Raw genomic sequence first — 25,393 nt, 5'->3', positions numbered from 1 at the left:
ACCCGAGCGGGGCTTCGCCGGTCCTCACCACGTGTTGCGCCCTGATGGTCACGGAAGCCGCAGATCGGGCGCCGGTGATGAGCTCCCGGCAACACGTGCGGAGTGCTCTGGGTCAGCTCGGCAGGTCGGTCGCGGAGTCCGCGTCGACGAGCCAGATCGTCTCGCGGATGCCGCGGACCTGCGCCGCGCTGGACAGCTCCGGCCCGGCGCCCTCCACACCGTTGCGGACGGCTTCGGCCTTGTCCGCCCCGGCGACCAGGAACCAGACCCGGTCGGAGCGGCTGAGGCACTCGAAGGTGAGTGACACGCGGTCCGGCGGAGGCTTGGGGGAGTCGTGCACGGCCACGGCGATCGCGTCGGTCGTCAGCTGCGCCGGGTGTCCCGGGAAGAGTGAAGCGACGTGGCCGTCGGGACCGACGCCCAGGATCATGACGTCGAACTCGCCCCCGCCGCTGGCACGGACCGCCGCCGAGTAGAGCTCGGCGCTGTCCTCGGCCGAGGCGCTGGTGTCGGGGCCGGCGACGCGGTGCACGTTGGCTTGGTCGAGCCCGAGGCGGTCGAGCCCGGCGGCGTCGTTCTGGGTGTCGTTGCGGTCGGCGTCCCCGGCCGGGAGGTAGCGCTCGTCGCCCCACCACAGCGAGACCTTCGACCAGTCGACGGCCGTGTGGGCCGGCACCTCGAGGATCGAGGCGATGATCGCCGAGCCGAGCGAGCCACCCGTCAGCGACACGTGCGGGGCCCGTCCCGCGGCCTGCAGGTCGAGCAGTGTCGTCACCAGCCGGGCGGCGCCGCCGTCAGCCACGGACTGCTTGTCGGGGTGCACCACGACGACCGGGGCGGCGCTCATGCCTTGCCACCCTTCGGCGCCCGCTTCGTGGCCGCCTTGGCCTTCGCCGTGGTGCCCGTGGCCTTGGTCTTGGCCAGCTTGCGGGCCGCGGCCTTCTTGACGACCGCGGTGTCGGCCTTCGGTGTCGGTGCCGGCACCTGCACCATCTCGGCACTGCTGGCCTTCGACGCGCTCCGGGCGAGCCGGCGGGAGGCGCGCTCGGCCTCCTTGACCGACGGCGCCTCGCCCTCGCGGACGGCCTCGCTGGCGGTCACCGTCTTGGTGCCCACCTTCGCCAGCCCACTGCGGATGGTCTCCTCGTAGATCTCGTCCGGGTCGAGCCGGCGCAGCTCGTCGGCCAGGCACTCGGCCGTCGCACGGCGGGCCAGGGAGATCCGGCGGACCGGCTGTCCGGGCTGGCTGAGGGTCGCGATCGAGCCGTCCGGGCGGACCAGGTCGATGGCACCGCTGCGGCGTTCCAGCCGCACGCTGACCATGCCGGTCCCGGTGCGGGACCGGGCGCGGCGCACCGGGCACCGCAGGGTCAGGGCCAGCCAGGCTGCCAGCAGGTCGGTCGACGGGGAGTCCGAGCCGCCCGTGACGGTCGCCTCGATGACGGGCTCGAAGGGCGGCTGGTCGAGGGCGGCGGCGAGCAGCCCCCGCCACAGGGTGACCCGCGTCCAGGCCAGGTCCGTGTCACCACGGGTGTAGGCCTCGGCGCGCGACTTGAGCGTGGCCCGCGGGCTCTTGGACTCGGCGGCATCGGTGATCCGCCGCTGGGCCATCGAGCCGATCGGGTCCTGAGCGACGTGCACCGGGGCGTCGGTGGGCCACCACGCGACGACGGGGGAGTCGGGCAGGAGGAGCGGGATGACGACGCTGCGCCCGTGGTCGGTCAGCGCGCCGTAGAGCCGCAGCACGACCACCTCGCTGGCTCCGGCGTCGCCGCCGACCCGGATCTGCGCGTCGATCCGCGACTGTCCGCGCTTGTTGCCGATGACGACGGCGATGATGCGGCAGGGGTGCTGACGGCTGGCGTCGTTGGCCGCCTGGATCGCCTCCTCCGCGTCCTGCTCGTCGACGACGATCAGCAGGGTGAGGACCCGGCCGAGGGCCATCGCCCCGGTGTCCTGGCGGAGCGCGACCAGCTTCTTGCTGATCGCCACGGTCGAGGTGCTGGGCAGGTCGACGATCAAGGCATCCTCCAGACCCGGCCGTCACGGCGCATCATCTCGTCGGCCCCGGCCGGTCCCCAGCCGCCGGCGACATAGGGCTCGAGCTTGGCACGCGACTTGGACCAGTAGTCCTCGACCGGGTCGAGGATCTCCCAGGACAGCTCGACCTCCTCGTGCCGCGGGAACAGCGGCGGGTCACCCAGCAGCACGTCGAGGATGAGCCGCTCGTAGGCCTCGGGGCTCGACTCGGTGAAGGCCCGGCCGTAGCCGAAGTCCATCGTCACGTCGCGCACCTCCATCTGGGCACCCGGCACCTTGGCCCCGAACCGCATGGTGATGCCCTCGTCGGGCTGTACCCGGATGACGATGGCGTTCTGTCCGAGCTCCTCGGTGGCGGTGTCGTTGAACGGCAGGTGGGGAGCCTTCTTGAAGACCACGGCGATCTCGGTGACCCGCTTGCCCAGACGCTTGCCGGTGCGCAGGTAGAAGGGGACGCCCGCCCAGCGGCGCGAGTCGATCTCGAGCTTCATCGCGGCATACGTCTCGGTGCGCGAGCCCTTGGCCACGCCGTCCTCGTCGAGGTAGCCCCCGACCTGCTCGCCGCCCTGCCAGCCGGCGGCGTACTGCCCGCGGGCCGTGGACTTGCCGAGGTCCTTGGGGTGCCGGACCGCCGAGAGCACCTTCTCCTTCTCGGCGCGCAGGTGCTCCGCCGCGAACGAGACCGGCTCCTCCATCGCGGTGAGGGCGAGGAGCTGGAGCAGGTGGTTCTGGATGACGTCGCGAGCCGCCCCGATGCCGTCGTAGTAGCCGGCGCGCCCGCCGATGCCGATGTCCTCGGCCATGGTGATCTGCACGTGGTCGACGTAGTTGGCGTTCCAGACCGGCTCGAACATCTGGTTGGCGAAACGCAGGGCCAACAGGTTCTGGACGGTCTCCTTGCCGAGGTAGTGGTCGATGCGGAAGACGGCGTCGGCCGGGAAGACCCCCTCGACGATGTCGTTGAGCTCGCGGGCGCTCTTGAGGTCGTGCCCGAACGGCTTCTCGATGACGACCCGGCGCCACGCGTTGTCGTCGGGCTTGCTCAGCCCGGAGCGCTCGAGCTGCTCGCAGACCACCGAGAAGGAGGACGGCGGGATCGACAGGTAGAAGGCGAGGTTGCCGCCGGTACCGCGCTCGGTCTCGAGGTTCTTGACCGTCTCGGCGAGCAGGTCGAAGGACGTCGGGTCGTCGAACGTGCCCGGCACGAACCGGAAGCCCTCCGCCAGGTTGCGCCAGACGCTCTCCCGGAACGGCGTGCGGGCGTACTGCTTGACCGCGTCGTAGACGATCTTGCCGAAGTCCTGGTCGGCCCAGTCGCGGCGGGCGAACCCCACCAGTGAGAAGCCCGGTGGGAGGAGGCCACGGTTGGCCAGGTCGTAGATCGCCGGCATCAGCTTCTTGCGCGCGAGGTCGCCGGTTACCCCGAACAGGACCAGGCCGCAGGGGCCGGCGATCCGGGGGAGCCGCTTGTCGCGAGGGTCGCGAAGTGGGTTGCTGTCCTGCGTCACCCGCGTCGGACTCATGCGTCGCCTTCCGTGGGGGACAGGTCGGTCAGCGCCCGGGTGACCTGCGCCAGCCCGGCGTCGTGGTCGGTCAGGTGCAGCTGCAGCACCGGACGCTGGTGCTCGGCCAGCACCTGCGCGTCACCCGCGGCCTGCGAGGCGATGAAGTCACCGAAGGTGAACTCGCGACCCGGGATCGCGAGGTCCTCGTGGGGCGCCGTCGTGATCTGCAGGTAGACGCCGGTGGCCGGACCGCCCTTGTGGAACTGTCCGGTCGAGTGCAGGAACCGCGGCCCCCAGCCGAAGGTGGTGGGGCGTTCGGTATGCCGCGCCAGCCCGGGCCGCACGTCGGCCAGGGCCGCGTCGGTGATCCGGTCGAGGTAGGCCATCACGGACACGTAGCCACGCGCTGGGTCGAGCTGGGCGAACAGTGCTGCCAGCGCGTCCGAGACGGTGCTGGCGTCGCCGAGCCAGTCACCACCCAGGGAGCGGATCTCGACCGCCCCGTCCGTGGCGGCGGGTGCCTCGGAATCGCCGATTCCCTTGTCCAGCAACGCCCGAGCGGCCTTCTTGGCGCTCTCGACGTCAGGCTGGTCGAACGGGTTGATGTCGAGGAGGCGACCCGCCGCGGCGGTGGCCACCTCCCAGAGGAGCAGCTGGGCACCGAGGGTGCCACTGACGGCCACCTCGGAGCGGCTGCCGTCGACCTGGCCGTCGGGGCCGGAGCCGAGGGCGTCGAGGTCGACGTCGTCGTCGGAGTCGCCAACGAGCCGGGCGACGGTGACGTCGGCAGCCGGCCACCGGACCTCGGGGTCGGAGTCGCCGCCGACGACCACCGGCAGGACGCCGGTGCCCTGCTTGCCGGTGCTCTCGGCGATGAGCTGCTCGGCCCAGTCGGCGAACCCGACGATGCCTGACCCGTCGTCGACGATGACGAACTTGTCCCGCAGCGGGTCGGTGCCCGCCATGGCCGCGCCGAGGCGCAGACCCGGGTTGCCGTCGTCGTCGGCGCTCAGCACGTCGGCCACGGCCTCGGCGTCGTCGAGCAGCGCCTCGATGTCGGCGCCGGCCAGACCCGAGGGCACCAGCCCGAAGGCGGTCAGGGCCGAGTAGCGACCGCCGACGTTCGGGTCGGCGTTGATGACGCGGTAGCCCCCTGCGCGGGACTCCTCGTCGAGCGGGCTTCCCGGGTCGGTGACGATGACGATCCTGGCCGTGGGGTCGATGCCGGCCTCGGAGAAGGCGGCCTGGAAGGCGCGCCGCTGTGAGTCGGTCTCCACCGTGGAGCCGGACTTGCTCGAGACGACGACCACGGTGCGGTCGAGGTCGGTGATGGCAGCGCGCACCATGTCGGGCTGCGAGGAGTCGAGCACGACGAGGTCGACCCCAGCAGTGCCGCAGATGACCTCAGGGGCCAATGACGAGCCACCCATGCCGCAGAGCACGACCCGGTCGACACCCTCCTCCTTGAGCTGCTCGCGCAGCGCCGCGATCTCCCCGAGGAGCGGTCGCGACGCGCGCGGCAGGTTCACCCAGGACAGCCGGATGGCCGACTCGGACTCGGCGTCCGGACCCCACAGCGTGGCGTCCTGGGCGAAGAGCTTGCTGGCGAACTGCGACTCGACGAGGTCGGGCACCTTCATGGCGATGGCATCGGCTGCCGCGCCGGATGCCACCACGCCGAGAGAGCTCACTTGTCGCCAGCCTCGGCCACGTCGGCGCGGGCCAGGTCGAGGTCGTGCTGCGCCTCGTCGAGGAGCTCGCCCCACGCGGCCTCGAACTTCTCGACGCCCTCGCGCTCGAGCAGCGCCGTGACGTCGGCGTACGAGATGCCGAGGCCCTCGAGCGCGTCGAGCACGCCACCGGCCTCCTCGTAGGTGCCGGCGATGGTGTCACCGGTGACTTCGCCGTGGTCGGCGACGGCGTCGAGCGTCTTCTCCGGCATCGTGTTGACGGTGTTCGGGGCGACCAGCTCGGTGACGTAGAGCGTGTCGGAGTAGTTCGGGTCCTTGACGCCGGTCGAGGCCCACAGCGGACGCTGCGCGTTGGCGCCGTCGTCCTCGAGGTTCTTCCAGCGCGGGGTCGCGAAGACCTCCTCGTAGGCCTGGTAGGCCAGCCGGGCGTTGGCCACGGCTGCCTTGCCCTTGAGGGCCTTCGCCTCGTCGGTGCCGATCGCGTCGAGCCGCTTGTCGATCTCGGTGTCGACGCGCGAGACGAAGAAGGACGCCACCGAGTGGATCTTGGAGAGGTCCTCGCCCTTCTCCCGAGCCTGCTCCAGACCGGTGAGGAACGCGTTCATCACGCCGCGGTAGCGGTCGAGGGAGAAGATCAGCGTGACGTTGACGCTGATCCCCTCGGCCAGCACCTGCGAGATGGCGGGGAGCCCCTCGACGGTGGCGGGGATCTTGATGAGGACGTTGTCGCGGTCGACGGCGGCGGCGAGCTCCTTGGCCTGCTCGACCGTCTTGCCGGTCTCGTGGGCGAGCCGGGGGTCGACCTCGATGGAGACGCGGCCGTCGACGCCGTTGGTGGCGTCGAACACCGGCTTGAGGATGTCGCACGCGTTGCGGACGTCCTCGGTCGTGAGGCCGAAGACCGTCTCGTCGACGCTCTTCCCGTTGGCGGCGAACCTGCGCAGGTCGGCGTCGTAGCGCTCACCCTTCGCCAGCGCGGCCTGGAAGATCGACGGGTTGGTGGTCACGCCCACGACACCCTTGGTGTCGATGAGCTCCTGCAGGTTGCCGGTCTCGATGCGCTCACGCGACAGGTCGTCCAGCCAGACGGAGACGCCGTTGTCGGCGAGTGCCTTGAGGGCTGCATTGTCAGTCATGGCAGTTCACTTTCCCTTGACGGTCTTGAGGGACTTCTTGGCCGCGGCCACGACGGCCGCTGCGGTGAAACCGAACTCGCGGAAGAGCGTGGCGGCGTCGGCCGACGCGCCGAAGTGGTCGATCGCGATGATCTCGCCGGCGTCGCCGACGATGTCGCGCCAGCCCTGGGGCACCCCGGCCTCGACCGAGACGCGGGCCTTGACGGCCGCCGGCAGGACCTTCTCGCGGTAGGCCGGGGTCTGCTCCTCGAACCACTCGCGGCACGGCATCGAGACGACCCGGGTCGCGACACCCGACTTCTCGAGCGTCTCGCGGGCCGCGACGGCGAGCTGCACCTCGGAGCCGGTGGCCACGAGGATCACGTCGGGGGTCGCCTTGCTGGAGTCGTAGAGGACGTAGGCGCCCTTGGCGACCCCGCTGACCTTGCCCGCCGCGTCGGCGCCGGAGCGGTCGACGATGGGCAGGTTCTGGCGGCTGAGGGCCAGACCTGCCGGACGGCGGTTGCGCAGGATGGCCAGCCAGGCCGCGCCGGTCTCGTTGGCGTCGGCCGGTCGCACCACGTCGAACGACGGGATCGCCCGGAGCGCGGCGAGGTGCTCGATCGGCTGGTGGGTGGGCCCGTCCTCGCCGAGCCCGATGGAGTCGTGCGTCCACACGAAGGTCACCGGTGCCTGCTGGATGGCGGCGAGGCGCACGGCGGGACGCATGTAGTCGGAGAACACGAGGAACGTGCCACCGTAGGGACGGGTCAGTCCTTCGAGGGCGATGCCGTTGAGGATCAGGCCCATCCCGAACTCGCGGATGCCGAAGTGGAGGGTGCGGCCGTAGGGGCCGCCCGACCACTCACGGGTCTGCTTGGACTTCGGGATGAAGGAGGGCTGGCCCTCCATGGTGGTGTTGTTGGACTCGGCGAGGTCGGCCGAGCCGCCCCACAGCTCCGGGGCGATGTCGGCGAGGGCCCCGAGGACCTTGCCCGAGGCCGCGCGGGTCGCGATGCCCTTGGCATCGGCCGCGAAGGTCGGGACCGCCTTGTCGAGCCCGTCGGGCAGCTTGCCGGCGAGGAGGCGGTCGAGCAGGGCGGCGCGCTCGGGCTGGGCCCGGCGCCACGCGGCATACGTCTTGTCCCACGACTTGTGGGCGGCCTTGCCGCGCGCCACGACCTTGCGGGTGTGGCTCAGCAGCGGCCGCGGGACCTCGAAGGACTTCTTCGGGTCGAAGCCGAGGAGCTCCTTGGTGGCGGCGATCTCGGCGTCACCGAGGGCCGAGCCGTGCGACTTGCCGGTGTCCTGCTTGGTGGGTGCCGGCCACGCGATGATGGTGCGGAGCACGACGAAGGTGGGCTTGCGCGAGGTGCGGCTCTTCTCGAGCGCGGCCAGCAGCTGGTCGACGTTCTCGACGTAGCCACCGCTCGTGCCGTCGCCCCGCCAGTCGATCGTGACGACGTTCCAGCCGTAGGCCTCGTAGCGCTTGCCCACGTCCTCGGAGAACGAGATCTCGGTCTTGTCCTCGATCGAGATGGTGTTCTGGTCGTAGATGACGGTGAGGTTGCCGAGCTCCTGGTGACCGGCCAGGGCGGAGGCCTCGTGCGAGACGCCCTCCATGATGTCGCCGTCCGATGCGAGCACCCAGACGTGGTGGTCGAAGGGGCTGGTGCCCGGCTTCGCGTCGGGGTCGAAGAGACCACGCTGGCGCCGCTGGGCCATCGCCATGCCGACCGCGGAGGCCAGGCCGGAGCCGAGCGGACCCGTGGTGATCTCGACACCGTTGGTGTGGTGGACCTCGGGGTGGCCCGGGGTGAGGGATCCCCACGTGCGCAGCGCCTTGAGGTCGTCGAGCTCGAGGCCGTAGCCGGACAGGTAGAGCTGGATGTACTGGGTGAGGCTGGAGTGGCCGCAGGACAGCACGAACCGGTCGCGCCCCAGCCAGTGGGAGTCGGACGGGTCGTGGCGCATCACGTTCTGGTAGAGCAGGTATGCCGCGGGAGCCAGGCTCATGGCCGTGCCCGGGTGGCCGTTGCCGACCTTCTGCACGGCGTCGGCGGCGAGCACCCGGACGGTGTCCACGGCACGAACATCCAGGTCGGTCCAGCCGGCCTTGCGCGCCACCGGCGGCCGCAGCGAGCTGCTGCGTTTCCGCGCTGGCGTTGACTTGGCGGAGCGGGTCGAGGTGGGCACGGATGGGTCTCCTCACACTGAGCTGAACAGGCGTCGCACGGCAACGATCCGAGACTAGTCCCGAGGGTGACCCGCGTCGCATCCAGTCCCGTCCACCAGACAGGTGACGGGCGGGGATAGACTGGCCGCTGCTCCAAGCCCGCCCGCCCCTGCACCACCCGTGAAGGACGCCGTGACCGCACTCGATCCGTCTGCCCGGATCTCCGCGTCCCCGTCTGCCGGGAGCCGAAGCAAGGCTGCGGCATACCTCGCGCTCACCAAGCCGCGGATCATCGAGCTGCTGCTCGTGACGACGATTCCGGTGATGTTCTTGGCGCACAAGGGGATTCCGTCGCTCTGGCTGATCGTCGCGACGCTGGTCGGCGGCGCGCTGAGCGCCGGCGCGGCCAACACGTTCAACTGTGTCTACGACCGCGACATCGACGCGGAGATGCACCGCACGAGCAACCGGCCGATGGTCACTGGCGAGATCACCCCGCGCGAGGGCCTCGTGTTCGGGGTCGTCCTCGCCGTCGCCTCGACGGTGTGGTTCGCGGTGTTCACCAACTGGCTGTCGGCGGCCCTCTCGCTGGGCGCGATCGTCATGTATGCCGTGGGTTACACGATGATCCTCAAGCGCCGCACCGCGCAGAACATCGTCTGGGGTGGCGCGGCCGGGTGCATGCCGGTCCTCATCGGCTGGTCCGCGGTCGCCAACTCCCTGTCGTGGTCGGCCGTGATGCTCTTCCTCGTCATCTTCTTCTGGACGCCCCCGCACTACTGGCCGCTGTCGATGAAGTTCAAGGACGACTACGCCGCGGCCCACGTGCCGATGCTGCCGGTCGTCGAGGAGTTCGTCGTCGTCGCCCGGCAGATCGTGGCCTACTCGTGGGCGATGGTCGTCGTGTCGCTGGCACTGGTCTGGGTCAACCCGATGGGCTGGATCTACCTGGGCACCGCCGTCGTCACCGGCGTGCTGTTCCTCGCCGAGGCGCACCGCCTCCACCGGGCCGCGAAGAACGGTGCCGCACCCAAGGTGCTCAGGCCGATGCGGCTGTTCCACTTCTCGATCACCTACGTCGGGATCCTGTTCCTGGGCGTCGCGATCGACCCGCTGGTCTACCTGCCCGTCATCTCGCGCTGACCCCGGCGTCGCCACCCACCGGCATGTCCCGCAGTCCACGCAGCGGGCTCCAGTACATCGACAGGCACGCGACCACGTGGATCGCCGCCATCACCGCGATGGTGGGTCGCAGCCCGAGGGTGCTGCCCATCGCGCCGGCCATGAGGCCGGCCAGCGGCATGGTCCCGTAGTTGATCACCTGGACCGTGGTGACCTGCCTGGCCACCATGTGCTCGGGGACGTAGCGGTTGCGCCAGGCGCCGCGCACGACGTTGCCGGCGACGACGCCGGTGCCGACGAGGAGCATGCCGGCCACCATGGCGACCAGGCCGGCGCCCGGTGCGCCGAGTGGCACCAACAGGGCCGGCGGGCCGGCCAGGACCTGGAGGGCCAGCAGGGCGCGCGCCGAGCCGAGCCGGCGCGAGACGCGGGTCGCGATGGTCGCGCCGATGACACCGCCGAGCGAGCCGACGGCCATCACCAGCCCGACCGCCCCGGAGCCCAGGTGCACCTCGCGGACGAGGAACAGGACGAGGAGGGCCGCGTACCCGGTGAGTCCGAAGTTGCTCAGGCCGCCCATCACCGTGAAGAAGCGCAGGATCCGGTCGTGGCGGATGTAGTCGATGCCCTCACGGATGCGCTGGCCCAGTGAGGCGACCTCCGCGCCGTCCGTCAGGTGCGGCTCGGCAGCCGGGAGCTTGAGCCGCCACAGGCAGACCGCCGACACGAGGAAGCTGACCGCGTCGACGAGCAGCCCTCCGGCCGTGGAGATCGCCTGGGCGAGCAGGCCCCCGACGCCGGGGCCGGCGACCTGCATGGCCGACTCGGTGCCGAACAGCCGCGCGAACGCCTGCTCCTGCTGCTCGCGCGGTGCCACCTGACGCACGAGGGCGGGGTAGGCCGCGCGGAAGAACACGGTGCACACGCCGTTGCAGAAGGCGGCGACGGCGAGGTGGGGGAGCGTGAGGACGTCGAGCAGCCACGCAACCGGCACGCTGGCGAGGGTGAGCGCGGCGACGAGGTCGCTGGCGACCATGACCCTGCGGGCGGGGAGGCGGTCGACCCAGGCGCCGGCCGGCAGCCCGATGAGCAGCCACGGCACCCAGGCCGCGGCCGTGAGGGCGCCCATCCACCCGGCGCCGGCGTCGAAGCCGACGACGGCGAGCAGCGGGAGCAGCACCGACGTGGTGGCGTTGCCGAGGACGCTGACGCCCTCGCCGAACCAGAGCAGGGCGAAGTTCCGGTTGCGGGCCAGTGGGGGAGGCGGGGCAACCGGTGCGGTGTGGGTCGTCATGGCTGGGCCGGGAACCCTCGCGCGAAGACGTACACGGACTCGCGTTCGACGCCGTCGTCGGGCACCGGTCGGCTCGACCAGCGCAGGAGCACGTCGACGATCTCGTTCGCCACGTCGGTGAGCTCGTCCGGCGACAGCCGCATCCAGTTCTGGGTGGCGAACGCGGCGGCGTCCCAATCGGGTGCCGACGACGCGTTCGCGTTCCACTCCTGGGTGCGCTCGAACTGGCGCTGCAGCCCCAGGGCCTCTGCGGCATACGCCGCCGTCACCGCGGCCGTGTCGTCGGCGAAGTCGGCACGCGACCACCTGGTGCCGGCGTCGACCAGGCGCCACCAGCGCTCACGGCGGTCCTTGGCGAGCTCGGGCGCCTCCTCGACCAGGCCGGCCTCGTGCAGCACCTTGAGGTGGTGGCTCGCACTCCCGACCGCCTGGCCGGTGCGGGTGGCCAGGGCCGACGCGGTCGACGGGCCGTCGACCTTCAGGGCGTCCATCATCCGCGAGCGGAACGGGTTCGCCATGGCCGACAGGGCCTTGGCGTCGGTGACCGTCCTGATTCCGGGTCTGTCTACAGGCTTCATACCCACAAGACTAGTTGCACAAGTAGAATTGCACAAGAGTTCTTGTAGATGAGGCAACGATGAAGACGGCCACTAGGCCGGTTTCCCGCCCTGAGGGCGAGGTATGCCGCGTGGAAGCGGGCAGTTGGCCGGTTTCGTCAGGAGGTGGCGCGGAGCCGCACCATGGCGCGGGTCAGTGCCACGACGAGGAGGGTCGCGAGGAACATGTGCACCAGCACGACCACCCACGGCAGCCCGGTGACGTACTGGGTGTAGCCCACGACGCCCTGCGCGAGGGTCACCACGAACACGGCCGCCCAGGCCTGGCCGGGCAGGGCGGCCTCGGTGGTGAGCCGGCTGGCGACCCAGACGGCGACCACGAGGCCGACGAACAGCATCACCGCGTCGGCGTGCAGCCACGAGATGGTGCGCGGGTCGAAGCCGAACCGGGCCGGCTCGTCGGCGTCGCCCGAGTGCGGCCCGGAGCCGGTCACGACGGTGCCGAGCAGCAGCACGACGGCCGCCACCACGCAGGTGGCCCAGCCGAGCCGTTCGACCAGGGGGTGCACCACGAGCCGCCGTGGACCGACCGGCTCCTGCGCCCGGAAGACGAGGTAGGCCGCGGTCGAGACGAGGCACATGGACACCAGGAAGTGCGCGGCGACGGTGACCGGGTTGAGCCCCGTGCGGACCGTGATGCCCCCGAGGACGGCCTGGACGCCCACCCCGACGAGCACGCCGACGGCGGGGACGAGCAGGTCGCGACGACCGGCGGCCCAGCGCCACACGGCATACACGGTCGCGATCGCGGCGATGCTCACCACGCTGGTGAGGGTGCGGTTGCCGAACTCGATGTAGCGGTGCCAGCCCTCGGCCTGGTGGGGGACCGGCGTGTAGGAGCCGGGCACGCACTCCGGCCAGCTGGGGCACCCGAGTCCGCTGCCGGTCAGCCTGACGAGGCCGCCGGTGACGACGATGAGCACCTCGACGACGAGGTTCGCCAGCAGGATCCTCGGGAGCCAGGCGGCGCCGGTGGTGGGCTCTGCGACGGCCGGGGCTGACGTCGGGACGGGTGCTGCGGTCACGGCACGAGGGTACGGCTCAGGGTGGACCCTGACGCGGTTGGGGGAGTCCCCTCATGGTGCGCGGGCCGGCTCGCTGGCTGACTGGACCCATGGTGACGAACACGTGGCGGGCGGGGGTCGCGGTCGGCTACGCGGCGTTGTTCGCGGTGGCTGCCCTGACGGCTCGCCCCGGCTGGCTCGTGACCGGCCTCGCTGTCGCGGCCACCGCCTGCTGGGCCAGTGCCCGCGAGCCGGGTCAGTCGCTCCAGCGGAAGAACCGGCGGGCCGCGAGCGTGGCCACCACTGCCCAGCCGGTCAGGACGAGCCACGCCCCGGGCGCGGCCTGGCCGTCGACCAGGGCCGCGCGCAGGCTGTCACCGAGCGCCGCCGACGGCAGCACCCTGAGCACCGCCGCGAACCCGTCGGGCAGCTCGGTGCCGGCGACGACGACCCCACCCAGGCCCAGCAGGGCGACCCAGACCAGGTTGGCCACCGCGAGCACGCCCTCGGCGCGCAGGGTGCCGCCGAGCAGCAGGGCCAGGGCCGTGAACGCCCATGTCCCGAGGACGAGGGCGACGACCGCAGCCGGTATGCCGCGCAGCGCCGGCTCCCAGCCGAGCGTCGCCCCGAGGGCGCCGATCAGCGCGACCTGCACGGCGATCACGGCCAACACCGCCACCGCCTTGGCGAGCACCAGCCCGGTGCGCCCCAGCGGCGTGACGCCGAGCAGTCGCAGGACGCCGTAGCGGCGGTCGAAGCCGGTCGAGATGGCCTGGCCGGTGAAGGCCGAGGAGATGACGCACAGGGCGAGGACCCCCGGCACGGCAACGTCGACCCGGCGCCCGGCGCCCAGCGAGATCGACTCGGCGTGCACCAGGGCCACCAGCACCGCAGCGGGGAGCAGGACGGCGACGAGGAGCTGTTCGCCGTTGCGCAGCAGGGTCGTCGCCTCGAAGCGCGCCTGGGCCAGCACCCGTGCGGCGGGAGACGCGGGGCCGGTCGAGGTCACGGCCGGGTCGGCGGTCGTCATGCGACCGACCTGCGGGTGAGCGCGAAGTAGCGGTCCTCGAGCCGGTCGCCCTCGGTGACGTCGGCGAGCGACCCCTCGGCGACGACCGCCCCGCCCGCGACGACGACGATGTGGTCGGCCAGCCGCTCGGCCTCCTCGAAGGAGTGCGTGGTCAGCACGACCGCGACCCCGTCGTCCGCCAGCGACCGCACCAGCTCCCAGACGTCGAGCCGGGCGTGGGGGTCGAGGCCGGCACTGGGCTCGTCGAGGAAGGCCACCTCGGGGCGACCGACCAACGCGGCCGCGAGCGCCACCCGCTGGCGCTGCCCACCGGACAGCCGACGCACCGTCGTGTCGGCGAACCGGTCGATCCCGAGCCGCTGGACGATCGGGTCGAGCGGCGCGGGGGCGGCATACATCGCGCTCAGGTGGCGCAGCAGCCGGAGGGGCCGCGCGGACGCGGGCAGGCCGCCGTCCTGGAGCATCACGCCGACCCTGGCCCGGTGCTCGGGTAACGCGTTCCAGGGGTCGGTGCCGAGGACGCGGACCTGGCCGCCGTCGGGGCGTCGCAGGCCCTCGCAGCACTCGACCATCGTCGTCTTGCCGGCGCCGTTGGGTCCGAGCACGGCCGTGACGGCTCCGGCCGAGGCCTGCCAGGTGGCGCCGTCGAGGGCCACCACACCGCCGTAGCGCTTGGCGAGACCGGAGACGTGGACGGCGGGTGGCACGCACTGAGTGTAGGTCGCGGCGCCCCGTGCACCGGTCGCGGGCCCGGGGGCCTCAGACGCCCCGACCGCGCGGCAGTCATGGGCGACTTCCCCATGCCGGGGGGTACCTCAGGAGCGAACTGTGGAGTCATCCGCACGACCCGACCAGCACCACCCGAAGGAGCAGAGCAATGAGCCTCACCGCACACCCCTACGTCGTCCTCGCCGAGCAGCAGTGGAAGCAGGAGAGCCTCTCCGGCGCGAACCTCGCCGCGCAGCGGTCCAGCCGGCGTCGCCGGGCCCGTCGTCCCCGCACCGACTGGCACCTGCCCCGGCCGCTGGGAGCGCTGACCCGGCACACGCCGCGGCCCGTCTAAGGCCCCCCCTGGAGGGCGGCCGGACAGAGATAAGGCACTCGCCCCATGTGGGCGCCCACCTCAGGGCATCAGGTTTGAGACGTCACGAGAGACCACCAGAAGGAGCACACCATGAGCATCAACGCAGACCCGCTGTTCGTCGCCGCCGAGGTCCAGTGGCGCACCGAGAACCTCTCGGCCGGACTGGCCCACGCCTCGTCGGGCCGGCACCACGGTCACGCGATCCGCGCCGCGATCCAGCGGGTGCGCCACCCGCACGGAGCCGGCCGGCACGCCGCCGGTCAGCCCGCGGCTCGCGTCGCCTGAGCCGGCCGCCGCGATGGCGACCGCGCTCCATACCCCGATGGCGACCGCGCTCCACACCGAAACCCACGACACCGTGTCGGACCACTCCGACATAATCGGTGCCGTGGGTTTCGAGCGTTCGGCAGCCGGGTTGTTCGTCGGACGTGACGACGAGGCGGCCCAGCTCGCCCGGCTGTTGGGCATCTCCGACCCCGACGGCACCGGCCTGGTGCTGCTGTCCGGAGACGCCGGCATCGGCAAGACCCGCATCCTGGCCGAGGTCGCCGGACGAGCCCGCGAGGCCGGCTGGGCGGTCCTGACCGGGCACTGCCTGGGCGAGGCCGGTCAGGCGCTGCCCTACCTCCCGTTCATCGAGGTCCTCGGCCGGCTCGAGAACACCTCGCCCGAGCTGCTCGACCGGGTCCTGTCGGCCCACCCCGGACTCACCCGGCTGGTCCCGTCGCGCCGGCACGAGCCGAACCCCGACGACCCCACCGACGAGGTGGTCGACCGCGGTGACCTCGTCGAGGCGGTCCACGCGGCCCTCGACGACCTCGCCAGCGACGCACCGCTCCTGCTCGTGGTCGAGGACGTGCACTGGGCCGACCAGTCCTCCCGTGACCTGCTCACCCTGCTCTTCACCCGCGGCTTCTCGCGCCGCGTCAGCATCGTCGCCTCCTACCGCAGCGACGACCTCCACCGGCGCCACCCGCTCCGCACCACGCTGGCCCACTGGGCCCGGCTCGGTGACGTCGAGCGCCTCGACCTGGCACCCCTGCCCGACCGGGCCGTGCGCGAGCTGGTGCGCGGCCTGCAGTCCCAGCCCCTGCCCGAGGCCCAGGTGCGCCAGGTGGTCGCCCGGGCCGAGGGCAACGCGTTCTTCGCCGAGGAGCTCGTCGCCGCCACGGCCCTGGGCGGCTCCGGGCTGGCCGAGGACCTCTCGCGGCTGCTCCTGGTCCGCTTCGACCAGCTGGACACCGCCGGCCAGCACGTGGTCAGGGTGGCCTCCGCCGCGGGGCGCCACGTCTCCCACCGGCTGCTGGCCGCAGTGGCCGGGCTCGGCGAGGCCGAGCTCGACGCCGGGCTGCGCGACGCCGTCGAGCACCACGTCCTCGTGCCCACCGACAGCGGTGGCTACGCCTTCCGCCATGCGCTGCTCGGCGAGACGGTCTACGACGACCTCCTGCCGGGAGAGCGGGTCAGGGCGCACGAGCGGTATGCCGCGGCGCTGGCCGACGACCGCACGCTCGGCACCTGGGCCGAGCTGGCCCGGCACGCCACGGCAGCCGGGCTCCGCGAGCAGGCCCGCGAGGCCAGCGTCCAGGCCGGCGAGTCCGCGATGCGGATGGCCGGTCCGGAGGAGGGCTTCCGCCACTTCAAGAACGCCCTGGCCCTGATGTCCGAGACCGACGCCGACGTCGACGCCGTCACCCTGCGGGCCGCCGCTGCGGCCACTGCCGTCGGCCAGACGCTCAAGGCGCTCGAGCTGCTCGAGGACCGGCTCGCGCGTCGCACGCCCGGCTCCGACCCGGCTGGTCGGGCCGAGCTGCTGGCAGCGCTGGCGACCACCGCCCGCATCACCGAGAGCACCCTCGACACCCTGGCCGCCACCAAGGAGGGGCTCGGACTGCTCGACACCGTCGACCTCGACCACCCGCAGACCCGGGCCCGGCTGCTCGCCGCCAAGGTCCAGGCGCTGGCCGACCGTGGTCGCGACGGCGAAGCCCTCGCCGCGGTGGAGGAGTCCGTCGAGGCGGCCCTGGCCGCCGGGCTGCGCGACGTGGCCGACGAGGTGCGCGTCGTCGAGGCCCGCATCCTCGAGCGCGCCGGCGATCCCGAGACCTCGCGCCGCCGCCTCGAGCGGATCATCGCCGACTCCAGGGCACCGGGTGACCCGGCCGAGGTCCGGGCCTACCACCACCTCGGCTGGCTGCACCACCGCGCCGGACGGCTCGACGAGGCCGTCGACGTCTACCGACGCGGGGTCGAGCGAGCCAGGGGGGCCGGCCGCCCGTGGGCGCCCTACGCGTTCGACGGCCGGCTGCTGGCCGGCATCGCCGCCTACGAGCGGGGTCGCTGGCCCGAGGCGCTCGACATCCTCGACGTGTCCCACGAGGTGCCGCCCGAGCCGGCCCGCTCGCTCCTGCTCGGGGCCCGGATGTACATCGCGGCTGCGCAGGGCGACTACTCCGCCGTGTCCGGCTACGAGGTGTCCCGCCCCTGGTGGGAGAGCGAAGGACTCGTCCCGCTGCTCACCGGCAGCGCCGCCATCGACCTGCACGGCCACGCCGACGACCTCGACCAGGCCATCGCCGTCCACGACGAGGTCGTCGAGGTGCTGAACCGGGTCTGGTACCCGTTGTTCCAGGGTCAGCTGCGGCTCGACGCGCTCCTGCTCGGCCAGCTCGGCAGCCACATCCAGCGGGTGCCGAGCTCCGAGCGGCCGGCCCTGCTGGCCCGGGGAGTCGAGCTGGCCGAGTCGGCCACCCAGGTCTGGGACCGCGCCACCGCGCGGCCGGGCAACGACGGCCCCGAGTCGACGGCCTGGCTCGCCCGGGCCGCCGCGGAGGCGCTGCGCCTGCAGTGGCTCGGCGGGGCCGACGTCGACCCGACTCGGCTCGTCGCCGCCTGGCAGGCCGCGGTCGACGCGTTCGAGGCCTACGGGCACCCCTACGAGACGGCCCGGTCGAGGGCGCGGCTCGGCGCCTTCCTCAAGTCCGTCGGCGACCCGCGCGGGTCCGAGGAGCTCACCGCCGCCCTCGAGGTCGCCCAGCGACTGGGGGCCGACCCGCTCCGGGCCGAGATCCGGCAGGGCGGGGGAGCACGGGCCACCTCGAAGGCCGCCTCCCGGCAGGGCGAGTCCTTGACCGCGCGGGAGGCGGAGATCCTCGCGCTGGTCGCGCTGGGCCGCAGCAACCGCCAGATCGGCACCCAGCTGTTCATCAGCGCCAAGACCGCGAGCGTGCACGTCTCCAACATCATCGCCAAGCTCGGGGTCACCGGGCGCGGCGAGGCGGTGGCGGTGGCCCGCGACCGCGGACTGCTCGACTGACCCGGTCGGTGGGGGCGCTGGCGAGGTTAGGTAGACCTTGCTAGGCAGGGGGCCGGGCATTTACGTAACATTGGTGTTGTGAATATCCCGTCCGCCTCCGTGTCGCCCCGTGCGACGGACTCGCGGGCTCACGATGTGCCACTGGTGCTCGAGTCGCGCACCCGCGACCGGGTGCTCCAGGCGATCAGTGAGCGGGGTCCGATCACGGCGGCCACGCTGGCACTCGACCTCGGCCTCACCGCACCGGCCGTGCGGCGGCACCTCGAGAACCTCGAGGAGGCCGGCCTGATCACCGAGCGCGAGCCGGCCCCCGGCATCCGTGGTCGCGGCCGTCCGGCCCGGGCCTTCGTGCTCAGCGACGCGGGCCACCACGCGCTCGAGTCCGACTACGACCACCTCGCCACCGAGGCGCTGCGCTTCCTGGCGCAGGAGGCCGGCGAAGGGGCCGTGCGCCGCTTCGCCGAGAGCCGCGTCGCCGAGGTCGAGACCCGGTATGCCGCGCAGCTCGCCGCCGCGGGCACCGACCGCGCCGCCCGGGTCGACGCCCTCGTCGCCGCGCTGACCCGCGACGGGTTCGCCGCCTCGGCCCGGCCGGTCGGCGATCCGGGCTCCGCGAGCCCGTTCACCGGCATACAGCTCTGCCAGGGGCACTGCCCCGTGCAGGACGCGGCTCGGGAATTTCCCGAGATCTGTGACGCTGAGACTGATGCGTTCTCGCGGTTGCTGGGCGTGCACGTGCAGCGCCTCGCGACGCTGGCGCACGGCGAGCACGTGTGCACCACCTTCATCCCCACCGGTGCCGTGTCGGCGCCGACGCACCACACCACCCCCGACACCACCCCCGCCATCACCCACACACACCCAACAGAAGGGTCGTCCACGCGATGAGCACCCACATCGAGGAGCTGAACCCGGGTCTGAAGGACCTGGGCCGCTACGAGTACGGCTGGGCCGACAGCGACACCGCTGGCGCGACCGCCAGGCGTGGCCTCAACGAGGACGTCGTGCGCGACATCTCGGGTCGCAAGAGCGAGCCCCAGTGGATGCTCGACCTGCGCCTGAAGTCACTGCGGCTGTTCGGCAAGAAGCCGATGCCCAACTGGGGCAGCGACCTCACCGGCATCGACTTCCAGAACATCAAGTACTTCGTGAAGTCCACCGAGAAGCAGGCGACCACCTGGGACGAGCTGCCCGAGGACATCAAGAACACCTACGACCGGCTCGGCATCCCCGAGGCCGAGAAGCAGCGCCTGGTCTCCGGCGTCGCGGCCCAGTACGAGTCGGAGGTCGTCTACCACCAGATCCGCGAGGACCTGGAGGAGAAGGGCGTCATCTTCGTCGACACCGACACCGGTCTGCGTGAGCACGAGGACCTGTTCCGCGAGTACTTCGCGTCGGTCATCCCCGCCGGTGACAACAAGTTCGCCGCGCTCAACACCGCGGTCTGGTCGGGTGGCTCGTTCATCTACGTGCCGCCGGGCGTCCACGTCGACATCCCGCTGCAGGCCTACTTCCGGATCAACACCGAGAACATGGGCCAGTTCGAGCGCACCCTGATCATCGCTGACGAGGGCTCCTACGTGCACTACGTCGAGGGCTGCACCGCGCCGATCTACAAGTCCGACTCGCTGCACTCCGCGGTCGTCGAGATCATCGTGAAGAAGAACGCCCGCGTGCGCTACACGACCATCCAGAACTGGTCCAACAACGTCTACAACCTCGTCACCAAGCGGGCCACCGCCGCCGAGGGCGCGACGATGGAGTGGATCGACGGCAACATCGGCTCCAAGGTCACCATGAAGTACCCGGCCGTCTTCCTCCTCGGCGAGCACGCCAAGGGCGAGACGCTGTCGATCGCCTTCGCGGGCGAGGGCCAGCACCAGGACGCCGGGGCCAAGATGGTCCACGCTGCCCCGAACACCTCGAGCACCATCGTCTCCAAGTCGGTGGCCCGTGGTGGTGGCCGCACGTCCTACCGGGGTCTGGTGCAGATCCTCGAGGGCGCGCACGGCTCGCGTTCGAGCGTGGTCTGCGACGCCCTGCTGGTCGACACCATCAGCCGCTCCGACACCTATCCCTACGTCGACATCCGCGAGGACGACGTGACGATGGGCCACGAGGCGACCGTCTCCAAGGTGTCCGAGGACCAGATGTTCTACCTCATGTCCCGCGGGATGACCGAGGAAGAGGCCATGGCCATGATCGTGCGCGGGTTCGTCGAGCCCATCGCGCGTGAGCTGCCCATGGAGTACGCCCTCGAGCTGAACCGCCTGATCGAGCTTCAGATGGAAGGAGCCGTCGGCTGATGAGCCTTCTGGCCCAGAAGACCCCCGAAGCGACGGCGGGGTCCCACGAGGACTCTGCCGCCGCGTTCGTCCCCGACCAGTCGCGCGCCGAGCGCAGGACCTCGTATGCCGTGGACGACTTCGCCGTACCCGGTGGCCGAGAGGAGGAGTGGCGCTTCACGCCGGTCGACCGGCTCGCGTCGCTGTTCCAGGTCGCGCCGACCGACACCGGCAAGCTGACGGTCGACGTGCAGTCGCCCGACGGCGTGACCGTGTCGCAGGTCGACCCCCGGTCCGCCGGCGTGCTCGTGCCCGCCGACCGCGCGTCAGTCGTCGCCTTCGCCGGCGAGGCGCAGGCCACCCGGGTGAGCATCGCGGCCGAGGCCGAGCTCACCGAGCCCGTGCGCATCACGGTCACCGCGACCGACCTCGCGCGGGTCAACGGCCACCTGGTCGTCGACGCCGGCCACCACAGCAAGGCCACCGTCGTGCTGACGCACCGCGGCTCCGCCGAGTGCGGTGCCAACGTCGAGATCAAGGTCGGCGACGGCGCGGACCTCACCTTCGTCACCGTGCAGGAGTGGGACGACGACGCGCTGCACGTCACCCAGAACGACGCGCTCATCGGCCGGGACGCCCGGCTGCGCCACATCGCCGTCACGCTGGGTGGCGAGATCGTCCGCGTCTCCACCAACGCGCGCTACTCCGGGCCGGGCGGTTCCTTCGAGGGCCTCGGCGTCTACTTCGCCGACGCCGGTCAGCACCAGGAGCACCGCCTCTTCGTCGACCACGAGGCGCCGCACTGCCACTCGAACGTCGAGTACAAGGGCGCCCTCCAGGGCGACACCGCCCACACCGTCTGGGTCGGCGACGTCCTCATCCGCGCCAGCGCCGAGGGCACCGACACCTACGAGCTGAACCGCAACCTGGTCCTCACCGAGGGTGGTCGCGCCGACTCGATCCCGAACCTCGAGATCGAGACCGGTGAGATCGTCGGTGCCGGACACGCGTCGGCCACCGGTCGGTTCGACGACGAGCAGCTGTTCTACCTGCAGGCCCGTGGCATCCCCGAGGACGTCGCCCGCCGCCTGGTCGTGCGTGGCTTCTTCGCGAGCATCGTCGCGCGGATCGGCGTTCCCGAGATCTCCGAGCACCTGATGGAGGTCATCGACGCCGAGCTCGGTGCGGTGCCCGGCATCGCCACCGAGGACGTCGCGTGAGCGCCGCCCCCGAGCTGGTCACCGACGACGGCGACTTCGTGCGGGTCTGCCGCGTGGACGAGCTGCCCGAGGTGGGCGTGGCCGCGGCCGACATCAACGGCACCATCGTCGCGATCGTGCGCACCGCGGCGGGTGACATCCACGCCGTGGACGACACCTGCAGCCACGCGAACGTCTCCCTCTCCGAGGGTGAGCTCGACGGCTGCACGCTGGAGTGCTGGCTGCACGGCTCGCGGTTCGACATCCGCACGGGTGAGCCGTCGGGCCCGCCCGCGATCATCCCCATCAACGTCTACCCGGTGCGGGTCGAGAACGACGAGGTCTTCGTCGGCACGACCCCGCTGAACGCCTGAACGACCTGCACTGACTGCCGAGCAGTGTCCTGAAACAGATTGAGGAAACGAATCACCATGGCAACACTTGAGATCCGCGGCCTGACCGTCACCGTCGACGTGGAGGAGGGCACCAAGGAGATCCTGCGCGGCGTCGACCTGACCGTGAAGTCGGGGGAGACCCACGCGATCATGGGTCCCAACGGCTCGGGCAAGTCGACCCTCGCCTACTCCATCGCCGGGCACCCGAAGTACACCGTCACCGGTGGCACGGTCACCCTCGACGGTGAGGACGTGCTGGCCATGAAGGTCGACGAGCGCGCCCGCGCCGGCCTGTTCCTCGCGATGCAGTACCCCGTCGAGGTCCCCGGCGTGACGGTGAGCAACTTCCTGCGCACCGCCAAGACGGCGATCGACGGCCAGGCGCCCAAGCTGCGCACCTGGGTCAAGGACGTCAAGGCCTCGATGGACGCCCTGCGCATGGACCCCGCGTTCGCCGAGCGCAACGTCAACGAGGGCTTCTCCGGTGGCGAGAAGAAGCGCCACGAGATCCTCCAGATGGAGCTGCTCAAGCCGAAGGTCGCGATCCTCGACGAGACCGACTCCGGCCTCGACGTCGACGCGCTGCGCATCGTCTCCGAGGGCGTCAACCGCGCCAAGGAGGGCACCGACATCGGCGTCCTGCTGATCACGCACTACACGCGCATCCTGCGCTACATCCGGCCCGACTTCGTGCACGTCTTCGTCGACGGCAAGATCGTCGAGGAGGGCGGCCCCGAGCTGGCCGACCGCCTCGAGGCCGAGGGCTACGACCGCTACCTCGCCACCCAGGCCTGAGAGCCGACCACGAGCCGGCCGGCACCTGACATGAGCGCCACGACCTTCACCGACGCGGAGCTGGCCCGGATCCGGGCCGGGTTCCCGATCCTGTCGCGCACAGTGCGTGACGGGAAGCCGCTGGTCTACCTGGACTCCGGGGCGACGTCGCAGCGGTATGCCGGTGCCCTGGATGCCGAGCGCGCCTTCAGCGAGCAGGTCAACAGTGCCGTGCACCGCGGGGCCCACCAGCTCAGCGAGGAAGCCACCGACGCCTACGAGGGTGCTCGCGCCACGGTCGCGCGGTTCGTCGGGGGAGCGGACGAGGAGGTGGTGTTCACCAAGAACGCCACCGAGTCGCTCAACCTGGTGGCCTACGCGTTCTCGAACTCCGTGGCGGGCCAGGCCAAGGACCCTCGGCTCGACCTCGGTGTCGGCGACGAGATCCTCATCACCGAGATGGAGCACCACGCCAACCTCGTGCCCTGGCAGGAGCTGGCCCGCCGCACCGGCGCGACGCTGCGCTGGATCGGTGTCACCGACGAGGGCCGGCTCGACCTCGAGGGCGTGCACGGACCTGCCCTCGGCGAGCTGCTGACCGAGCGCACCAAGGTCTTCGCCTTCACCCACGTGTCCAACGTGCTCGGCACCATCAACCCGGTCCGCGAGCTCACCGCCGCGGCCCGGGCGGTGGGCGCACTCACCGTCCTCGACGCCTGCCAGTCGGCGCCGCACCTGCGGCTCGACGTGGCTGACCTCGGGGTCGACTTCGTGGCGTTCTCCGGCCACAAGATGTTCGGGCCCACCGGTGTCGGCGCGCTCTGGGGTCGCAGCGAGCTGCTGCACGCCATGCCGCCGTTCATCACCGGTGGCTCGATGATCGAGACGGTCCGGATGGAGGCGACCACCTATGCCCCGCCGCCGCAGCGCTTCGAGGCCGGGTCGCCCAACTCGGCGCAGGTCGTGGGTCTCGGTGCCGCCATCGACTACCTCGACGAGCTCGGCCTCGACCGCATCGCCGCCCACGAGCACGCCCTCACCGAGCGACTGCTCGCCGGCCTGGCGCAGCGCCCCTGGGTCCGGGTCGTCGGTCCCGCCGACGCGGTCGACCGGGTCGGCGCCGTCGCCTTCGACGTGCAGGGGGTGCACGCCCACGACGTCGGGCAGGTGCTCGACGACCAGGGCGTTGCCGTCCGGGTGGGCCACCACTGCGCCTGGCCGCTGCACCGCCGGATGGGCGTGACCGCCACGACGCGGGCCACCCTCGCCGCCTACAACTCGCCCAGCGAGCTCGACACCATGCTCGACGCCCTCGACCGGGTGCCCGCGATCTTCGGGGTGGCCAGCTGATGGACCTCTACCAGGAGCTCATCCTCGAGCACTCCAAGCGACCGCACCACGCCGGGCTGCGCGAACCGTTCGGCGCCGAGGTGCACCACGTCAACCCCACCTGCGGTGACGAGGTGACCCTGCGCGTGCACGTCGAGGGCACCGGCGCCGATGCGGTGGTCCGCGACATCTCCTACGACGCGCTCGGCTGCTCGATCTCGATGGCTTCCACCAGCGTGCTGGCCGAGGAGGTCATCGGGCACACCGTGGCCGAGGCGATGACCACCCACGAGGCGATGCGCACCATGCTCACCTCCAAGGGCGCCGACGCCGGCGACGAGGAGCTGATCGGTGACGGCGTGGCCTTCGCCGGCGTGAGCAGGTACCCAGCGCGCGTGAAGTGTGCTCTGCTGGGATGGATGGCCTTCACCGACGCGTTGCACCAAGCAGGCATCGACACCACGACCACCGACAGCACCAGCAACGACTCCACCATCATCGAACGCAGCAGCAAGGACGAGTCATGAGTGACACCACCACCGCCACCCCCAACGTCGCCGACGTCGAAGAGGCCATGCGCGACGTGGTCGACCCCGAGCTCGGCATCAACGTCGTCGACCTCGGTCTGGTCTACGGCATCACGGTCGACGCCCAGAAGCACGCCGTCCTCGACATGACGCTCACCTCGGCGGCCTGCCCGCTGACCGACGTGATCGAGGACCAGACCGCCCAGGCGCTCGAGGGCCTGGTCGCGTCCTACCGCGTCAACTGGGTGTGGATGCCGCCGTGGGGCCCCGACAAGATCACCGAGGACGGCCGCGAGCAGCTGCGGGCCCTCGGGTTCAACCTCTGAGCCCTTCCCCGGCTGACTCCCGGCCGCGCGTCGTCGAGGTCGCTCCCGAGCGGATCGGCGGCTGGCTGGAGCGGTTCGCCGCCAACAACGCCGAGCGCGAGTCGCCGCAACGGGTCACGGCGCGCGAGGAGTTCCCGCACGACCCGGTCGGGGTCCTCCTCATCCGGCGCGGTGGGTATGCCGTGGGGCTGGCCGACGGCCCGGCGTTCACCGAGTCCAAGGTGGGCAAGCGGCACGTCCAGTCCCGGACCGCCGCCGGCGGTTGGTCACAGCAGCGCTTCGCGCGGCGCCGGGGCAACCAGGCCGACGAGCTGGTGCGCGCCGTCACCGAGCACACGCTGCGGATCCTGCCCCGCGGCATACCCCGTGGTCTGGTCGTCGGCGGCGACAAGGCGCTGGTGCGCGCGGTCCTCGACGACCCGCGGCTGGCGCACCTCGACGCGCTCCCGCGACGCGAGCTCTACGACCTGCCGGACCCCCGACGGGATGTCCTGGAGGACGCCCTGCGCCGGGGCCGGGCGGTTCGGGTGACCATCGAGGACGGACCTGTCGCATGATGGCGAC

24 protein-coding genes are annotated in these 25,393 nt (G+C 71.6%); 13 read left to right on the top strand and 11 right to left on the bottom strand.

Translation table 11 applies throughout. The annotated features are described in order from the left end of the window. Positions 1-112: 112 nt before the first annotated feature. The 6 genes from pgl to tkt are packed head-to-tail and all read right to left on the bottom strand — an operon-like array spanning position 113 to position 8,547. On the bottom strand, positions 113-847 hold the full coding sequence (pgl, locus tag ASG91_RS03080) for a 6-phosphogluconolactonase (protein ID WP_056921103.1): 735 nt from the start codon (positions 845-847) through the stop codon (positions 113-115). Next, complete coding sequence (gene opcA / locus ASG91_RS03075) at positions 844-2,022, bottom strand: glucose-6-phosphate dehydrogenase assembly protein OpcA (protein ID WP_056921102.1); 1,179 nt, start codon at positions 2,020-2,022, stop codon at positions 844-846. The genes pgl and opcA overlap by 4 nt, the downstream gene beginning before the upstream one ends. Beyond that, positions 2,019-3,563: a glucose-6-phosphate dehydrogenase gene (zwf, locus tag ASG91_RS03070; protein ID WP_056921101.1), complete on the bottom strand. Its 1,545-nt coding sequence runs from the start codon at positions 3,561-3,563 to the stop codon at positions 2,019-2,021. Before zwf ends, opcA begins: the two co-directional genes overlap by 4 nt. Next, a complete protein-coding gene (locus ASG91_RS03065) occupies positions 3,560-5,236 on the bottom strand; it encodes a hypothetical protein (RefSeq protein ID WP_056921100.1) in 1,677 nt (558 codons plus the stop codon). Before ASG91_RS03065 ends, zwf begins: the two co-directional genes overlap by 4 nt. Beyond that, positions 5,233-6,372: a transaldolase gene (gene tal, locus ASG91_RS03060; RefSeq protein WP_056921099.1), complete on the bottom strand. Its 1,140-nt coding sequence runs from the start codon at positions 6,370-6,372 to the stop codon at positions 5,233-5,235. Before tal ends, ASG91_RS03065 begins: the two co-directional genes overlap by 4 nt. 6 nt (positions 6,373-6,378) lie before the next feature. Continuing rightward, the gene (tkt, locus tag ASG91_RS03055) at positions 6,379-8,547 is read right to left on the bottom strand and encodes a transketolase (RefSeq protein ID WP_056921098.1); all 2,169 of its coding nucleotides are present in this window, start codon (positions 8,545-8,547) and stop codon (positions 6,379-6,381) included. Between the two features lie 172 nt (positions 8,548-8,719). Here tkt and ASG91_RS03050 point away from each other — a divergent pair, with 172 nt between their 5' ends. After that, positions 8,720-9,670, top strand: coding sequence for a heme o synthase (locus ASG91_RS03050; RefSeq protein WP_056921097.1), 951 nt, complete (start codon positions 8,720-8,722; stop codon positions 9,668-9,670). On the opposite strand, the gene ASG91_RS03045 is transcribed toward ASG91_RS03050, so the two are convergent. The 5 genes from ASG91_RS03045 to ASG91_RS03025 form a co-directional block, all read right to left on the bottom strand. Next, positions 9,657-10,943 carry an MFS transporter gene (locus ASG91_RS03045; protein ID WP_056921096.1) on the bottom strand — a complete coding sequence of 429 codons (1,287 nt, stop codon included), beginning with the start codon at positions 10,941-10,943 and terminating at the stop codon, positions 9,657-9,659. The two genes, ASG91_RS03050 and ASG91_RS03045, sit on opposite strands and share 14 nt — an antisense overlap. After that, positions 10,940-11,521, bottom strand: coding sequence for a helix-turn-helix transcriptional regulator (locus ASG91_RS03040; protein ID WP_056921095.1), 582 nt, complete (start codon positions 11,519-11,521; stop codon positions 10,940-10,942). Before ASG91_RS03040 ends, ASG91_RS03045 begins: the two co-directional genes overlap by 4 nt. A gap of 137 nt (positions 11,522-11,658) precedes the next feature. After that, the gene (locus ASG91_RS03035) at positions 11,659-12,585 is read right to left on the bottom strand and encodes a heme A synthase (RefSeq protein WP_082593848.1); all 927 of its coding nucleotides are present in this window, start codon (positions 12,583-12,585) and stop codon (positions 11,659-11,661) included. 235 nt (positions 12,586-12,820) lie between these two features. Then, positions 12,821-13,594: an ABC transporter permease gene (locus ASG91_RS03030; protein ID WP_056921094.1), complete on the bottom strand. Its 774-nt coding sequence runs from the start codon at positions 13,592-13,594 to the stop codon at positions 12,821-12,823. Then, on the bottom strand, positions 13,591-14,301 hold the full coding sequence (locus ASG91_RS03025; RefSeq protein ID WP_056921093.1) for an ABC transporter ATP-binding protein: 711 nt from the start codon (positions 14,299-14,301) through the stop codon (positions 13,591-13,593). The genes ASG91_RS03030 and ASG91_RS03025 overlap by 4 nt, the downstream gene beginning before the upstream one ends. Positions 14,302-14,471: 170 nt before the next feature. Here ASG91_RS03025 and ASG91_RS03020 point away from each other — a divergent pair, with 170 nt between their 5' ends. From ASG91_RS03020 to ASG91_RS02965, 12 genes are all read left to right on the top strand, one after another. Continuing rightward, positions 14,472-14,657, top strand: coding sequence for a hypothetical protein (locus ASG91_RS03020; protein WP_056921092.1), 186 nt, complete (start codon positions 14,472-14,474; stop codon positions 14,655-14,657). A gap of 111 nt (positions 14,658-14,768) precedes the next feature. Beyond that, positions 14,769-14,963: a hypothetical protein gene (locus ASG91_RS03015; protein WP_056921091.1), complete on the top strand. Its 195-nt coding sequence runs from the start codon at positions 14,769-14,771 to the stop codon at positions 14,961-14,963. Between the two features lie 103 nt (positions 14,964-15,066). Then, positions 15,067-17,994, top strand: coding sequence for an AAA family ATPase (locus tag ASG91_RS03010; RefSeq protein WP_162257493.1), 2,928 nt, complete (start codon positions 15,067-15,069; stop codon positions 17,992-17,994). Between the two features lie 144 nt (positions 17,995-18,138). Beyond that, a complete protein-coding gene (locus ASG91_RS03005) occupies positions 18,139-18,882 on the top strand; it encodes a helix-turn-helix transcriptional regulator (RefSeq protein ID WP_371262021.1) in 744 nt (247 codons plus the stop codon). Further along, positions 18,879-20,300: a Fe-S cluster assembly protein SufB gene (sufB, locus tag ASG91_RS03000; protein WP_056921090.1), complete on the top strand. Its 1,422-nt coding sequence runs from the start codon at positions 18,879-18,881 to the stop codon at positions 20,298-20,300. The genes ASG91_RS03005 and sufB overlap by 4 nt, the downstream gene beginning before the upstream one ends. After that, positions 20,300-21,499, top strand: a complete 1,200-nt coding sequence (sufD, locus tag ASG91_RS02995) for a Fe-S cluster assembly protein SufD (protein WP_056921089.1) — start codon at positions 20,300-20,302, stop codon at positions 21,497-21,499. The genes sufB and sufD overlap by 1 nt, the downstream gene beginning before the upstream one ends. Then, positions 21,496-21,852 (top strand): non-heme iron oxygenase ferredoxin subunit, encoded by a 357-nt coding sequence (locus ASG91_RS02990; RefSeq protein ID WP_235543732.1) that lies wholly within the window; start codon positions 21,496-21,498, stop codon positions 21,850-21,852. Before sufD ends, ASG91_RS02990 begins: the two co-directional genes overlap by 4 nt. A gap of 57 nt (positions 21,853-21,909) precedes the next feature. Then, entirely contained in the window at positions 21,910-22,668 is a 759-nt protein-coding gene (gene sufC, locus ASG91_RS02985) for a Fe-S cluster assembly ATPase SufC (protein ID WP_056921088.1), read from the top strand. 30 nt (positions 22,669-22,698) lie between these two features. Then, entirely contained in the window at positions 22,699-23,997 is a 1,299-nt protein-coding gene (locus ASG91_RS02980; RefSeq protein ID WP_056921087.1) for a SufS family cysteine desulfurase, read from the top strand. After that, complete coding sequence (sufU, locus tag ASG91_RS02975; RefSeq protein ID WP_056921086.1) at positions 23,997-24,503, top strand: Fe-S cluster assembly sulfur transfer protein SufU; 507 nt, start codon at positions 23,997-23,999, stop codon at positions 24,501-24,503. The genes ASG91_RS02980 and sufU overlap by 1 nt, the downstream gene beginning before the upstream one ends. After that, positions 24,500-24,829 carry a metal-sulfur cluster assembly factor gene (locus tag ASG91_RS02970; RefSeq protein ID WP_056921085.1) on the top strand — a complete coding sequence of 110 codons (330 nt, stop codon included), beginning with the start codon at positions 24,500-24,502 and terminating at the stop codon, positions 24,827-24,829. The genes sufU and ASG91_RS02970 overlap by 4 nt, the downstream gene beginning before the upstream one ends. Then, positions 24,763-25,386: an acVLRF1 family peptidyl-tRNA hydrolase gene (locus ASG91_RS02965; RefSeq protein WP_235545351.1), complete on the top strand. Its 624-nt coding sequence runs from the start codon at positions 24,763-24,765 to the stop codon at positions 25,384-25,386. Before ASG91_RS02970 ends, ASG91_RS02965 begins: the two co-directional genes overlap by 67 nt. Positions 25,387-25,393: the final 7 nt, after the last annotated feature.

This window comes from Phycicoccus sp. Soil802 (assembly GCF_001429605.1).
GTDB lineage: Bacteria > Actinomycetota > Actinomycetes > Actinomycetales > Dermatophilaceae > Pedococcus.
The sequence above is the reverse complement of the archived record's forward strand: the minus strand, read 5'-3'. Positions and strand labels throughout refer to the sequence as shown.

Bases quoted from the DNA above. Each gene is read 5' to 3' on its own strand.
- zwf (WP_056921101.1), bottom strand. From the start codon at position 3,563: ATGAGTCCGACGCGGGTGACGCAGGACAGCAACCCACTTCGCGACCCT.
- sufU (WP_056921086.1), top strand. From the start codon at position 23,997: ATGGACCTCTACCAGGAGCTCATCCTCGAGCACTCCAAGCGACCGCAC.
- sufC (WP_056921088.1), top strand. From the start codon at position 21,910: ATGGCAACACTTGAGATCCGCGGCCTGACCGTCACCGTCGACGTGGAG.
- ASG91_RS02980 (WP_056921087.1), top strand. From the start codon at position 22,699: ATGAGCGCCACGACCTTCACCGACGCGGAGCTGGCCCGGATCCGGGCC.
- ASG91_RS03015 (WP_056921091.1), top strand. From the start codon at position 14,769: ATGAGCATCAACGCAGACCCGCTGTTCGTCGCCGCCGAGGTCCAGTGG.
- sufB (WP_056921090.1), top strand. From the start codon at position 18,879: ATGAGCACCCACATCGAGGAGCTGAACCCGGGTCTGAAGGACCTGGGC.
- sufD (WP_056921089.1), top strand. From the start codon at position 20,300: ATGAGCCTTCTGGCCCAGAAGACCCCCGAAGCGACGGCGGGGTCCCAC.
- ASG91_RS03020 (WP_056921092.1), top strand. From the start codon at position 14,472: ATGAGCCTCACCGCACACCCCTACGTCGTCCTCGCCGAGCAGCAGTGG.
- tal (WP_056921099.1), bottom strand. From the start codon at position 6,372: ATGACTGACAATGCAGCCCTCAAGGCACTCGCCGACAACGGCGTCTCC.
- ASG91_RS03030 (WP_056921094.1), bottom strand. From the start codon at position 13,594: ATGACGACCGCCGACCCGGCCGTGACCTCGACCGGCCCCGCGTCTCCC.
- ASG91_RS02970 (WP_056921085.1), top strand. From the start codon at position 24,500: ATGAGTGACACCACCACCGCCACCCCCAACGTCGCCGACGTCGAAGAG.
- pgl (WP_056921103.1), bottom strand. From the start codon at position 847: ATGAGCGCCGCCCCGGTCGTCGTGGTGCACCCCGACAAGCAGTCCGTG.
- ASG91_RS03040 (WP_056921095.1), bottom strand. From the start codon at position 11,521: ATGAAGCCTGTAGACAGACCCGGAATCAGGACGGTCACCGACGCCAAG.
- ASG91_RS03045 (WP_056921096.1), bottom strand. From the start codon at position 10,943: ATGACGACCCACACCGCACCGGTTGCCCCGCCTCCCCCACTGGCCCGC.